16 protein-coding genes and 2 pseudogenes are annotated in these 13,528 nt (G+C 25.0%); 14 read left to right on the top strand and 4 right to left on the bottom strand.

Translation table 11 applies throughout. The annotated features are described in order from the left end of the window. The first annotated feature begins 138 nt into the window (after positions 1-138). The 3 genes from XO12_RS10490 (at position 139) to XO12_RS10480 (ending at position 2,725) form a co-directional block, all read left to right on the top strand. Positions 139-810 (top strand): FAD-dependent oxidoreductase, encoded by a 672-nt coding sequence (locus XO12_RS10490; RefSeq protein WP_175420281.1) that lies wholly within the window; start codon positions 139-141, stop codon positions 808-810. Between the two features lie 4 nt (positions 811-814). Further along, positions 815-2,185, top strand: coding sequence for a polysaccharide biosynthesis protein (locus XO12_RS10485; protein WP_175420280.1), 1,371 nt, complete (start codon positions 815-817; stop codon positions 2,183-2,185). A gap of 237 nt (positions 2,186-2,422) precedes the next feature. Then, the gene (locus XO12_RS10480) at positions 2,423-2,725 is read left to right on the top strand and encodes a hypothetical protein (protein WP_175420279.1); all 303 of its coding nucleotides are present in this window, start codon (positions 2,423-2,425) and stop codon (positions 2,723-2,725) included. Positions 2,726-2,926: 201 nt separating this feature from the next. On the opposite strand, the gene XO12_RS10475 is transcribed toward XO12_RS10480, so the two are convergent. The 4 genes from XO12_RS10475 to XO12_RS10460 all read right to left on the bottom strand — a co-directional run bounded on the left by XO12_RS10475 (position 2,927) and on the right by XO12_RS10460 (position 4,726). Next, a complete protein-coding gene (locus tag XO12_RS10475) occupies positions 2,927-3,142 on the bottom strand; it encodes a hypothetical protein (RefSeq protein WP_175420278.1) in 216 nt (71 codons plus the stop codon). A 156-nt stretch (positions 3,143-3,298) separates the two neighbouring features. Continuing rightward, complete coding sequence (locus XO12_RS10470; protein WP_047266214.1) at positions 3,299-3,517, bottom strand: hypothetical protein; 219 nt, start codon at positions 3,515-3,517, stop codon at positions 3,299-3,301. A 452-nt stretch (positions 3,518-3,969) separates the two neighbouring features. Further along, positions 3,970-4,182, bottom strand: coding sequence for a DUF2922 domain-containing protein (locus XO12_RS10465; RefSeq protein WP_175420277.1), 213 nt, complete (start codon positions 4,180-4,182; stop codon positions 3,970-3,972). 328 nt (positions 4,183-4,510) lie between these two features. Then, entirely contained in the window at positions 4,511-4,726 is a 216-nt protein-coding gene (locus XO12_RS10460) for a DUF1659 domain-containing protein (RefSeq protein WP_175420276.1), read from the bottom strand. Positions 4,727-5,106: 380 nt separating this feature from the next. Between XO12_RS10460 and XO12_RS10455 the strand changes: the two genes are divergently transcribed. The 11 genes and pseudogenes from XO12_RS10455 to XO12_RS11385 all read left to right on the top strand — a co-directional run. Next, entirely contained in the window at positions 5,107-5,541 is a 435-nt protein-coding gene (locus XO12_RS10455; RefSeq protein WP_175420275.1) for a hypothetical protein, read from the top strand. Between the two features lie 99 nt (positions 5,542-5,640). Beyond that, complete coding sequence (locus tag XO12_RS10450) at positions 5,641-5,895, top strand: hypothetical protein (protein WP_175420274.1); 255 nt, start codon at positions 5,641-5,643, stop codon at positions 5,893-5,895. A 77-nt stretch (positions 5,896-5,972) separates the two neighbouring features. Next, the gene (locus tag XO12_RS10445) at positions 5,973-6,119 is read left to right on the top strand and encodes a hypothetical protein (RefSeq protein WP_156168770.1); all 147 of its coding nucleotides are present in this window, start codon (positions 5,973-5,975) and stop codon (positions 6,117-6,119) included. A gap of 77 nt (positions 6,120-6,196) precedes the next feature. Further along, positions 6,197-7,615: an SIR2 family protein gene (locus XO12_RS10440; RefSeq protein WP_052913819.1), complete on the top strand. Its 1,419-nt coding sequence runs from the start codon at positions 6,197-6,199 to the stop codon at positions 7,613-7,615. Then, entirely contained in the window at positions 7,608-9,164 is a 1,557-nt protein-coding gene (locus tag XO12_RS10435) for an ATP-binding protein (RefSeq protein WP_175420273.1), read from the top strand. Before XO12_RS10440 ends, XO12_RS10435 begins: the two co-directional genes overlap by 8 nt. 564 nt (positions 9,165-9,728) lie before the next feature. Next, positions 9,729-10,991: an AAA family ATPase gene (locus XO12_RS10430; RefSeq protein WP_175420272.1), complete on the top strand. Its 1,263-nt coding sequence runs from the start codon at positions 9,729-9,731 to the stop codon at positions 10,989-10,991. A gap of 4 nt (positions 10,992-10,995) precedes the next feature. Further along, a complete protein-coding gene (locus tag XO12_RS10425; protein WP_175420271.1) occupies positions 10,996-11,529 on the top strand; it encodes a hypothetical protein in 534 nt (177 codons plus the stop codon). A 270-nt stretch (positions 11,530-11,799) separates the two neighbouring features. Then, positions 11,800-12,030 (top strand): annotated as a pseudogene (locus tag XO12_RS10420) (PD-(D/E)XK nuclease domain-containing protein); the annotation flags it as partial. Between the two features lie 369 nt (positions 12,031-12,399). After that, complete coding sequence (locus XO12_RS11395) at positions 12,400-12,798, top strand: AAA-like domain-containing protein (RefSeq protein ID WP_254867732.1); 399 nt, start codon at positions 12,400-12,402, stop codon at positions 12,796-12,798. Further along, positions 12,788-13,093 (top strand): AAA-like domain-containing protein, encoded by a 306-nt coding sequence (locus XO12_RS11390; RefSeq protein WP_254867731.1) that lies wholly within the window; start codon positions 12,788-12,790, stop codon positions 13,091-13,093. The genes XO12_RS11395 and XO12_RS11390 overlap by 11 nt, the downstream gene beginning before the upstream one ends. A gap of 26 nt (positions 13,094-13,119) precedes the next feature. After that, positions 13,120-13,528, top strand: a pseudogene (locus XO12_RS11385) (transcriptional regulator); the annotation flags it as partial.

Here is a 13,528-nt window from a genome sequence, read left to right as displayed (position 1 = left end):
TAAAATTCATAATGAGTTAAAAAATACTGATATTATAATGAATAATACATTTTTTATAGGTGTATATCCTGGTATTACAAATGAAATGATTAATTATATAATAAATACATTTGAAAAGTTTTTTGAGGAGTTGTGATTATGATAATTACATCAAAATGTATAATAACAGATGTTATTGAAATATCGGAAACCTTAAAATTATTTGAATTTGAAATAGATAAATATATGCCATGGGAACCTGGAATGTTTTTGCATTTGAATTTAGATTCAGATAAATTCAACTCTGATTGGGGTAATTCAAGACCATTTTCATTTGCAAGTTATGGAAATAAGAAAGCAAAAATTTTAGTTAGAAAATTAGGTTCTTATACAACAAGAATATTTAATGAAATGGAAATAGGAAAAGGATTTTATATTAGATATCCATTTGGCGATTTCTTCTTAAATAATAGTAAAAATAAAGTGTTAATAGCTGCTGGTTCTGGAATTTCCCCGTTTTTGAGTTATATGGATTATATAATAAAAGAAAATATAAAATCACAAAATTATTTATTCCACTCTGTTAAAATAGAAAAAGAATTAATAGATAATTATTATTCTATTCCCGAAAATGTAGTTTTGAAAAAATTTGTAACAAGGGAAAAATCAAACAACGCATTCAATAAAAGAATTGAAGAAGGAGATGTTCTAAGTATTGAAAGTAGTAATTATGACTATTATATTTGTGGTAATAGTGAATTTATAACTGTTTACAAAAATATATTAATTAAAAATGGCGTAAAAACCATTTTTTATGAAAATTGGGGATGAATAAATGAATCTAAAAAAAGATTTAGCCAAAGTATTTGGAGCTAATCTCGTTCAAGTTTTAGTAGGAATAGTGAATGGATTTTTTGTTCCAGCGTTTTTGGGATTAGATCAATATGCTTTTTTAAAAACATATACATTATATATAGGCTATATTGGAATCTTGCATTTTGGGTTTATTGATGGAATATATGTAAAATATGGCGGTAAAAATAAAGAAAACATAAATTTCCATTTATTAAAATATGAGCATAATTTTCTTTTGATTTTTCAAACTGTAATTACTTTTCTTTTTCTTGTTGTGGGTATGGTTTTTAAAGATTTTATTTTAATAGCTTTTTCTTTATCAATAATTCCAATAAATATGCAAACATTTTTTAGTTTTTTATATCAGGCATTAGGAGAGTTATCATTATATGCAAAAGTAAAAGTTGCATTTCCATTATTGATTTTAATTTTTAATTTATCAATTATATTTATTTTCAAAGTAAATAAATATACTCCATTTATTTTAGCTAATTTAATAGCAATATATATATTATTTTTAATATTTGAAATACAATATAATAGGGTTATAGGTATAAAAAATGTTAAAATAGAAAAAGATAAAAAAGAAATAAAAAGATTATTTGTGACAGGTATTTTTGTAATGTTAGGTAATCTATCTTCGATGTTTGTTTATTCATTAGATAGATGGTTTGTAAAATTTTTATTATCAATAAAAGATTTTGCTTATTATTCTTTTGCAATATCAATGATGGGGATTATAAATATGATGATATTTTCAGTAACTTTAACTTTTTATCCTTATCTCGCAAGAGGGTATAGGGAAGAACAAATAAAAAAGATAAAAAATTATATGATAATAATAGGAGCAATATTTTCTTTTGGATATTTTGTTTTAGGATTTATTGTAAACATACTCTTGAAAAGATATATTCCTTCTTTAGATGTAATTGCCATATTATTTGCTGGTTTTCCGGCAATAGCTGTAATAAATGCATTATATGTTAATTTATACAAAGTAAATAAACAGGAAAGGAAATATTTTTGGACAGTATTTTTAATGGTCATAATTTCTTTTATTTTAAATGTAATAGCAGTTGTTATAAATAAAAATAGTCAATCTATTGCCTTTGCTACAACAATAGGATTTTATGTTTGGTTTTTTTATTCATCAAAAGATTTCAAGGGGTTAGAAACTAATAAAAAGGAAATAATGTTTTTAAGTTTATACTTGCCATTATTTTTTATTTCAACTCTTTATTTAGATTTATTAAAAGGAACTATTGTTTTTGGAATAGGAGTAAGTCTTTTAGTTTTTGTATTTTATAGGAAAGAATTTTTGGAATTAACTAAGAAAATTTTGAAGAAATAAAATATAACCTGGTGAATTTGCACTGGCGTGCTTAAAACGCAATGAAAAGAGTTCAAAAGAAAACACATCCAGATTAACATCAATAAAAAAAGTTAAAGATGTACAACTAATGTTTTATTTGATAAAATTTAACACATGCTATTAATCTTTTTATTTCAGAGCTTCTACTTTTAAGGGTTTTTTAGTGCTGGAATTAAGTAACCATTATTTGAAATCGAATGGATAGGAGTAATTTAAATGAGTTTTACCAGTGAGGTTAGATTGTCTGAAACTATTATTTTTCTGGGAGCTGGTTTTTCGAGAAATGCTGGAGGTTTGACAACTTTTGATTTGTCTAATAAGATAAAAGGATTTATTAAAGATAATAAACCTTTTCCATCTGTTGATAAAATTTTGAAAGATAAAAATAATGAACTTAATAATATATTGGAAATAGATACTTTAAAAAAAATATCAGAAATTGTAATAGGTGATGATAATAGTTTTTTGGCAAATTTCTTTTCTTTACTCGATTATAATTTAGAAAAGAAAATTAGATGACGATTTACAGATGAGAAAGGGAGCTAAAAGCATTTTTAGCAGGTGAAAGTATTTTGTGTGAAATGATTAATGAAGTATTAGAAGGTAAGATTTAATATAATTTTTTGAAATTAATTTCTTGCTAAGAAGTAAGATTCATTTGATTTCACAATGAAATTTTGATATAATAAAAGTTAAGCCAGTGCTTTCGCACTAGCTTAGTTAGACCTCCTCAAAATCCGTTTTTTTAATTTCAGCCATTTTAATTAATTGATCATAGACAAAAAGCAGATCTTTTTCTCTATAAAATCGCATACCTCTTGTTTCTAAATTTCCTGTTACTGGCTGGATTCTGAGAAATTTTACAATGTTTCTTAAAACATCCGCTTCATGAAAATCATACTTCCTGCAAAAGTACGGGATTGTGATTAACCCCATGATTACCATCCCCCTTTTGTTTTTTGGATTATGTGGATATTTTTATAGCATTTTAACCTACAGAACTTTTATCATACTATTACATTATACTACAAAATAGTGCTAAAGTAAAGGTTTTGTTTTTAAGTTTTGATAAAACGTTTTTGAATAATATGTTTAATTTTCTTCAATTTCGTCTTTTATTTCTTCGAATTTTTCATCAATTTCTGCTGATAATAATTGGATTTGTTTGTTTAATTCTTTGTTGAAATTTTCTTGTAATTCTTTTAGTTCTTTTATTTTTTCTTCTGTTTTATCTTCTTTTGAAATTTCTGTTAGCATTTTAAAGAATTGGTCCATTATGTTTAATAATAATATTTTTAAGAAGTCCCACATATTCATACCTCCAGTATTGCACGCCTACGGCGGGTTATAGGATAAAAAATTTTAGATTTTAAAATAAAAACATTTCAATATTTTCAAAGAAAATATTCACGCTTACAGCGAGTTATAGGATTAAAATTTTTCATAATTTAATAGTGTGTCCAATTAGTAAAGCAAGCGAAAACTCGCAGATTGTCCATACACGCTACCGCGGGTATTGGTTTAAATTTTTATTTTCTATAAAATATAAAAAACCTATTTACCTTAGATTTTTTATAAAAAATCTAAGCGTAAAATGAAGCCGGTCAATTTTGCACGGATGCAAAATACCGAACATGGACGTGAGTCTGATACGACCGGCGAGAATGAGCTATTTTTGAGGATTAACAATCAAGGTTTGAGCGACTTTATTTTTTGGACATCGTAATAATTTAATTTAAAACCGGGGTTTCCCCCGGTTTTTGTTACTGAATCAAATCAAAGAGTTCATTGGTTGTTGTATCAACAATTGTTGCATTATCTTTTTCATACGTGGACGGAACAAATACTCCAACAAATGAATCCATTGCGTTTTGTACTTCTGTGTCTGTTAAATCTGCTCTTGGATCATTTAAATATATTGTTTTTCTTTTTCCATCTACACTATTTACAAAAGACATTCTAAGTTTTTTTGCCATAGTCTCACCTCCGGTATTACACGCTTGCAGCGGTCAATAGGATAAAGATTTAAGATTTAAAAATAAAAATATTTTAATATTTTCAAAGAAAATATTCACGCCTACGGCGGGTTATAGGATAAAGATTTAAAATCAAAAAAAATTAAAAATATAATTTTTAAAAAAGTTTCACTTTTTCACAACTGACAAACGAAGTTTGTCGTTGTATAAATATTCATTTTTGCTGATTTTTAGACTACGCGTCTTGCGTTGATGCTGATAAATTAGCATCCATATTAAATTAATCTGCTTAATGAATATGTTTAGATTTCAGACGATAAAGGTTGTGTTAAGCCTGGAGTTCATAATTTTCAATTTTTTCAATTTCGAGCAATGATTTTTCACACAATGAAGCAAAGTTGTTAGCAGCAGTGTATATTTGATCATCAGTTGCTCCAGCGATAATTTTGAATGATTTTCTTTTTACAATTTGTTTTCCATCTGCATCCACTCCGTAATCAAAAGAAATTCTTGCTTTGTCACCTAAACTAATTTTAGTTGCCATCAGAACTCACCTCCAGTGGGGATTTTACACGCTTACGCGGTAATAGGATAAGATATTTTAGATTTAAAAAAACTTAAAAATAAAACATTAAAAAATACTTCGTATTTTTTCTCTGTCAGCGCTGACGATTGTAGTATATCTTATTGTTCTTGCAGGGAAATAGTTGTGGAATAGATTGGAAATGAAGTTACTGAAGGGTAACATGGAAAAATTTCATTGTGAAAAAGTTAAATTTTTAATATATAAGGTGATATATTAATTAAATTATAAAAAAAGTAAAGAAATTATATTTTGTAAAAAAAACAGTACAAAAATGGTATAATTATATTGTAATCTCTCTAAAATAAAAAATAATATTATAAGAATATGGGGGTTTTAGGATGGGAAAAAATTTTAAAAATGAAAGTTTGATAATTAATAAAATAGATGAAATAGAAAAAAATCTTCAGGAACTTGAAGAGATTATTAAAAAAGAAGAGTTTAATCCACCTGAAGATATTGTTCCTATCCCTAAAAAAATAAAATTTCCAAGAGGTTATTTCAGAAAAATAGATACTATTTATTCTAAATATAAATTGGATTTATTTGATGATAAAAATTTAGCAAGAAATGTTGCATATGCAATTCAATATACTGATTTTCTTAATTATATACTTAATCGAACAAATTTTGGAAATGATGGTTTATCGATTGGAAGTATTTTTAGAAAAAATGCCATTATAAGTGTAACTACAGTAATAGAGGCTTATCTCTCTGCAATGCTGGAAAAAGTGGTTAATAATTGTTATTCCAATTGCAAAAATTTCTCAAGTTGAAATTCCAATATTGCAATTTCAATAAAAAATAAAAAAGGGTTAAATAAGAAGGCTAATAAAATTAGGAAAAAAGAAGGGTTTCCTCTTTTTAAAGAATGTATGGATTTTTTATTAGATGCGAATTTAATAGATGAAAATTTTTATAATGTTCTTGATAGATTGCGTGATTATAGGAATCATATACATATTCAATATATTGAAAAGAATAAAAAAGTAAGAATTCGTGATTTTGGTGGAAATGCATATAATATAAAAATATATAATGAAGCAATTAATTCTTTAAGAAGATTACCAAAAATTTTTCAAACACTTAGAAATGAAATTTCTAAGTGTAAATATAAGGAAGGTCGTTGAATGGATTTAATCATCAAAAGTAGACATCGAAAAGTTACCAAGGAGTTTTTTTGAAATAAAAAAATAAAAGGGTGATAATGATAAGAATTTTTCATTCTGTTGGACAGGGAGCATTTTATACCGAACATTTTGGAAATCATGTAATAGTATATGATTGTAGCTCTCAAAATGAAGAAGTTATTAAAAAAAATTTTGGAAACTTTGAGGAAAATGCTTCAAAATAACGCAATACCATTGATTATTACAGAAGATCCTGTTGTTTCAAAAGTGATAATGGAAATAATATAAGAGGTGGATATTTATGGAATATATTTATGATACGAAAGATTGTTCTATTAAATTTACTAGTAATGAATTAAAAGAAATTTTTGAAATTGATAGTGAAAATTCTCCTAACGTTTCTGATTTATCTTCTGAATTAGTTGAATATATTGAGAAATATGGACTTGAGGAGAAATTGGTAAATAAAGTGTTTTTAGATAAAAGTTATTTTAGTTTTAAAGAAAAAGAAAGCAAAGCTGATGATAAAAAGATATATTATGAAATAGATTTGGATAAATTAAGGGAGATTTTCAAGAGAAAAACTGAGTCTATAAGAAATGACATAATATCAAAATTTTTATTAAGCGAAAATTTGAATTTTTTAATAGGAAATGGTTGTTCTAGATATGCTGGTTCTGAAACGATTAATGAAAAAAGTAATAACAACTTAATCAAAATATTAGAGGATAATGAAAATGATGAAGGTGATTCTGAAATAAAAGAAGCGGTGAAGAAATTAAAAAACAAAAGACCTGAAGAAGTACTTGATAATTTATTGCAGATTAGAAACTATTATAGAATAATTAAAGAAGAGAAAGATGTCTCTGATGAAGTAGATAATCTCATAAAAGATTATAAAAAACAATTTATAAAAGATTATGTTGAAACTATAGATTATCAAAAAAATGCATATCATAAAATGTTTTTAAAAAGAATAGTTTCAAGAGAAGGGCATTTGAATAGAGCAAATATTTTTACGCTGAATTATGATTTATTAATTGAAAAAAGTGCAGAGGAGTTAGGAATCATAGTTAATAATGGTTTTCATGGTTTTACCATAAGAAAGTTCAATCCTTCCTTTTATAATTTGAATTATTATTTAAAAAACTCTGACGGAATCAAAACTTTTAATACATCAGTAAATTTATTTAAGTTACATGGTTCTCTTACATGGATAGAAGATGAAATGGCTGCACCTTATGGCATTGTTGAAAGACAACCTCTATTCAAAAATGGAAAGTTAAATATAGAAAAAACTGATTATATAATTTATCCAATTCAAACGAAAATAAAACAATCTTTAGATTTACCATATAGCGAATTATTTAGAGCATTTGTAAATTATATAAATAGAAAAAATTCTACATTAATAGTTATGGGATACAGTTTTTTGGATGTTCATGTTAATGATATAATTGCTAATGCATTATCGAATCCAGATTTTAACCTTGTAGTGTTTTCTTATGCTAAAAAAGGAGATAAAAATATACCAGAATTCTTAGAGAAGTTATTTGATTTAAGTCGTGAAGATTCAAGAATTACTATTTTTAGTGGTCCAATATTAGGTAGGTTTGAGTATATTGTTGAGTATTTGATTCCATATTATACAGAAAATAATTTTGAAGAGATTTTTATTAATACACTAAAGAAATTAAAAGAAGGAGATAAAAATGCTTGATATAGCTGTAGAAATAGGGAAAATTGTTGAGATATCAGGTATGAAAATTTTAGTGGAAGTTACAGAAAATTCTAAAATAAATAAACTACAGAATAACTATGGAAATAGTATTTTTCCCATTTCTCTAAATAAATTAGTATTTTCAAAATTACCAAATAACAAAAAAATTATAGGTAGAATAATAAAGATTTCAGATAAAAATCTTTTTAAAGGAAATACTTTGGAGCATTATGATAAAAATAAGTATATTTTAGAAATCCTTTTAATGGGAATATATGATGAATATATAAATAGCTTTGATACAGGAATAAATACATTTCCACTTATTGGAATTAAGGTGTATTCTTTGCCCGAAAAGCTAGAAAAGGAACTATTTTCCAAGAAAACAAAAAATTATCTTGAAATAGGTAATAGTTTTAATAATTCTTCTGTAACTGTTAAATGTGATCCAGATATTCTATTTGGAAAGCATTTAGGAGTATTTGGAAATACAGGAACAGGAAAAACATGTACTATAGTTTCGATTATTCAAGGATTAAAAAAAGGAAGATTAAATGTTAAAGATAATAATAAAAACATTTCACCTAAAATAATAATATTTGATTCTAATAATGAATATGAAAATGCATTTAAAGGCAATAATTTTAAAATTAGAAAAATTTCTAAAGAAGAAATAAAGTTACCACATTATTATTTAAGTTATACAGAATATTATAAATTTTTGGATGCAAGTCCTGGTGTGCAAGCCCCTGTTTTGAAAGAGGCTATAGAAAATTTGAGAAAAAAAACAAATGAAGGAAAATCTTTTTATTTTGAAAAAATATCTAATGAAATTGATGAAATAACAAAGAATAGATCAAAAAAAGATAATGATAAAATAGATGAATATATGAAAAATCGTTGGGATGGTTGGATGGGTACATTATTATATAGAATAGAGAGAATAGTAGAAGATGAAGTAATTTTTAAAATTTTAGAGTATGAACCTGAAAAGAAAAACATAATTGAAAAAATTATGGAAGATAATGAAAATGAAATTTTTATTATAGAGGCAGATTTTGATAAGGATGAATTGGATATTATTGTTTTTCTTTTTAGTAAGATATTATATAAATTAAAGGTTGAAAATAAGGATTATAAGAATATAGTTTTGTTATTTGAAGAAGCCCATAGATATATTAATGAAGATGATAAAAATGATTATAAATTAGGAAGTTATTATATTGAAAGATTGGCAAGAGAAGGAAGAAAATTTGGAATAAGCTTAATAATTTCCAGCCAGCGACCATCAGAATTATCAAAAACGATAATTTCTCAGTGTAATTCTTATATTATTCATAGAATTACAAATAAAAATGATTTGGAAGTAGTTTCTAAAATAGTTGGCGTGAGTAATAAAAATTTATTGGATATTGTTCCTGTGTTAGAAAAACAAAATGCATTAGTTTTAGGAGAAGCTTTTATTATTCCCGAAATAGTTAAAATTTTTGATGCTGACCCATTACCATTAAGTCATGATCCTGAAGTTATAAAGAGCTGGAGAAGTTGAAGACTCAATCTAAATTGGTTAAAATGTATTTTTCAAGTGAACGGAGGCTCTTTCCGATAAAACTTGAAGTTCTTTTATTAAATATAATGTATCCTATAGGTTTTTATTATATTGTTCTATATTATTGGTTCAAAATATTTTATATTAACATTTTTAATCATTTTTATCAAATAAGAACAGAAAGAATCAAAAGAAAAGTAAAAAAATAAAATTCTTATATGGTCTTACTCCAAATAGGTGGGTATACCGAGTTTGACTAAAATAAATAAGAATGTTTCTAGTTTTGATATCTACCATCTTTTCAATGCATTTGTTTTAGTATATTAATATAGATTAAAATTTTGTTGGATATTTTGGATACCTATACAAATGGAGGAATTTATGATAAAATTATAATATGTAAAACAAAAGTTATAAAAAATTGACTCAATAATAAAAAGGTCAAAAAGTTTAACCTTTTGAAAAAAGAAATAATTATAGAAATAGCAGAAAAGTTATTTGAAATAAACAAGTCGGGAAAGTTTTTATTTGCGTAAGATTCATAATTATTTGGAGGAAAAGAAAATGAAAATAAAAAAATTAAAGGTTAAAAATTTTAAAAGTTTTAATGAATTAGAAGTTGAACTCAAAAATTTCAATGTATTAATAGGTGCGAATGCTGCTGGAAAATCCAATTTCATTCATATTTTTGAATTTTTAAGAGATATCGCAAAGTTGGGGTTAGATAACGCCATTTCCATACAAGGTGATGTTGAATATATTAGAAATATAAATGTTGGTTCAGCTGAAAATTTATCTATAGAATCTGTGTTTTCTTTTGATAAAGAGAGAGTTTTTATTGAAAATATCAATGATGAATTTTTCTTAATAAAAATTCATGAAATATTTTATGAATTTGAATTAGAGTTTTACAAAAGAAGTTCAAGATATAAAATTGTGAAAGATAAATTGATTCAAAAACTTAAATTTTTTAGATCTGAAGAAAAGAGTAAAAAACTGAAAGAAGATAAATTTCTTGGTGAGGGAAAACTCATTATTTCAAGAGAAAATAATGGTAAAATAAAAATAAACCTTGAACGTCCTGATGATATTCCTATAAAAGAAGATAGTATATATCCACAATTTTTTATAAAAGAAAAGTTATCTAATAATATTCTTTTGATTAATACTCCTTATTTTATTATTCCATTTCCTTTGATAGAAGGTTTTGGAGATATTTCGATTTATGATTTTGATCCAAAACTGCCAAAAAAAGCTATTCCAATTACAGGAAAAGCCGAATTAGAGGAGGATGGAAGTAACTTATCAATCATTCTCAATAATATTATAAAAAATATAAATAAAAAAAAGAAGCTTTTTAATCTTGTAAAAGATATTTTGCCATTTATATCTAATCTTGACGTAGAAAAATTAGCAGACAAATCTCTGCTTTTTAAATTAGAAGAAAAGTATTTTAAAAATAATTATATACCTGCATCTTTGATCTCTGATGGAACTATAAATATAATAGCTCTAATTATAACCTTATATTTTGAGAAAAAAAACTTAACTATTATTGAAGAACCAGAACGGAATATTCATCCTTATCTTATTTCAAAAATGGTAGAAATGATGAAGGATGCTTCACATAAGAAGCAAATTATTGTTACTACCCATAATCCAGAAATAGTAAAATATGCAGATTTAAATAGTATTTTATTTGTTTCTCGTGATGATAAGGGATTTTCTACAATCTCCAGACCGGCTGATAAAGAAGAAGTAAAAATATTTTTAGAAAATGAAATAGGAATTGAAGAACTATTTATTCAGGATTTACTCGGGGGGTAATTTTATGAGTTTTAAGCAATTATATATTTTTGTTGAAGGTGAGGATGATAAAAGATTTTTTGACAATATTATAAAACTTGAATTATCCGGGAAATATGATTCGATAAATATTATAAGATATGCAAAAATGAAAAAGGAAAAGGTTAATAATTTTATTATAAGCATAAAAAAAATGAATGCAGATTATATTTTTGCTCACGATATTGATAATACAGTTTCTACAACAAGCAAAAAAATTGAAATAAAGCATATGTTGAAAAATATTGATGAAGATAAGATATTTATAGTTATAAAAGAAATTGAAAGTTGGTATCTTGCTGGATTGAGTAATGAAAAATGCAAAATATTGAAAATTCCCATAGTTAAAAATACTGATGAAATTACAAAGGAATCGTTTAATAATATGATTTCTGATAGATTTGATTCACGTATAACTTTTATGATCGAAATTTTAAAAAATTTTTCTATTAAAATTGCAATTCAAAAAAACAAATCGTTTAAATATTTTATTGAGAAAATGAATATCATAGCTGATTAAAATATACATTGAAAAAACTAAAAAATAAAATAATTGGTTCCTTTGGATTTTAATGAATAATAATCCAATAACAAAAACCGGGGATTCCCCGGTTTTTATTTAGTTGATTAAATCAAAGAGTTCATTGGTTGTTGTATCAACAATTGCTGCATTATCTTTTTCATATATTGCTGGAATACAAAAGGGAATGGGAATAGATTGGGAATGAAGTTACTGAAATGTGATATAATTCAATTGTGAAGGTGGAAACGATGAAAAAATTACCAAAATGTAAAAGCAGAAGAATTAACAAACTTAGGACGAAGCGACCTTGTAATAGATTTTGATGAAAGGATATATCTTTTTGAAATAAAAGTGGATAAAAGTGTAATTGATGCACTAAACCAAATAAAAGAAAAGAAATATTATGAAAAGTATGAAGGAAAAGAAATATATATAATAGGGATAAACATCAATTCTGAAAAAAGAAATATTGATGATTATATAATAGAAAAGATATAAAATCTAAAGTTTTAAATCCTAAAACCCGCTGTAAGCGTTGAATATTTTCTTTGAAAATATTGAAAAGTTTTAATTTTAAAATCTTAAATCTTTAACCTATAACCCGCCGTAGGCGTGTAACACCGGAGGAGAGCGACAGCTCAAAAGTTTTTTTAATTAAAATTAAATTTTTATCCTAATAACCCGCGCAGGCGTGAATATTTGCTTTGCAAATATTTTAAGAATTTATTTTTTAAAATAAAATGATTTTATCCTAATATTTACCAGAAGTATGAATATTTTCTTTGAAAATATTGAAATGTTTTTATTTTAAAATATTAAATCTTTAACCTATAACCCGCCGTAGGCGTGTAACACCGGAGGTGAATCATGAGAAGATTCTGTACAAGTGATCCCGTTGATAAAAAGACATGTTATTATATTGACCGACCCGATATAATGAAAGAAGCACTTGATCATATAGAAAATTGGAGATACTTTACAGTATCAGCACCGAGACAAAGTGGAAAAACAACATTGTTAAATGATATAGTTGAAAAAACAAAAGATAAATATTTGCCAATATTTATTTCTTTTGAAAGTTTTGGAAATATAAAAACTGAAGAAATGTTTATAAAAAATTTTAATAAAAAAGTGAAGAATTTTTTTAGATTTAATATGAATATTGAATTTGAACCAAAAAAAATAACAGCAATAAGTGATCTTGACGAATATATAATAAATATAAATAAAAAATTCAAAAAAAGAAATAATATTGATGATAGATGAATTTGAAAGATTAGATAAAAATATAATGAATGAATTTTTACATGTAATAAGAGATATATATCATTCAAGACAAGACTATAAACTCAGAAGTGTAATATTAATAAGCGTAGGATATCTAAGCGGAATATTAGAAGACAACGCCAGTCCGTTCAACATAGCAGAACACTTAGAAGTGCCATACTTTACAAAAGAACAAGTATATGATTTACTTTCACAACATGAAAAAGAAACAGGACAAATATTCGAAGAAAAAGTAAAAGAATTAGGCATAACGCAGCAGGACAACCAGGATTAACCAATGGACTTGCATATGACTTAGTAATGAAAAAAGCAAAAGGAGAAAAAATAATAACAGAAAAACATTTTGAAAAAACATTATATGATTATATAAGGAAATACATAGATAAAAACATGGAAAATATAATATCAAAAGCGAAAAAAGAAAAAGAATTAATGATGAAAATATTATTTGAGCCAGAAAGCATTGAATTTGATATAAGCGATGATAGAATCAAGTTTTTATATTTAAATGGGGTAATAGATGATTGTGACGGTAAATGTTGTGTAAAAGTACCGTTATATTATAAAAAATTATACAATCATTTCAAACCACAAACTAATGGAGAAAGAAATAAAATGCTAAAATTTGAAGAAGATTTAAATAAATATATAGATGAGAATAAAAATTTAAAACTAAATGAACTGCTAAAAAGATATACAGAATACATAA

It is taken from the genome of Marinitoga sp. 1154, from assembly GCF_013363285.1.
Taxonomy (GTDB): Bacteria; Thermotogota; Thermotogae; order Petrotogales; family Petrotogaceae; genus Marinitoga.
This window is presented reverse-complemented; position numbering and strand designations above follow the sequence as displayed.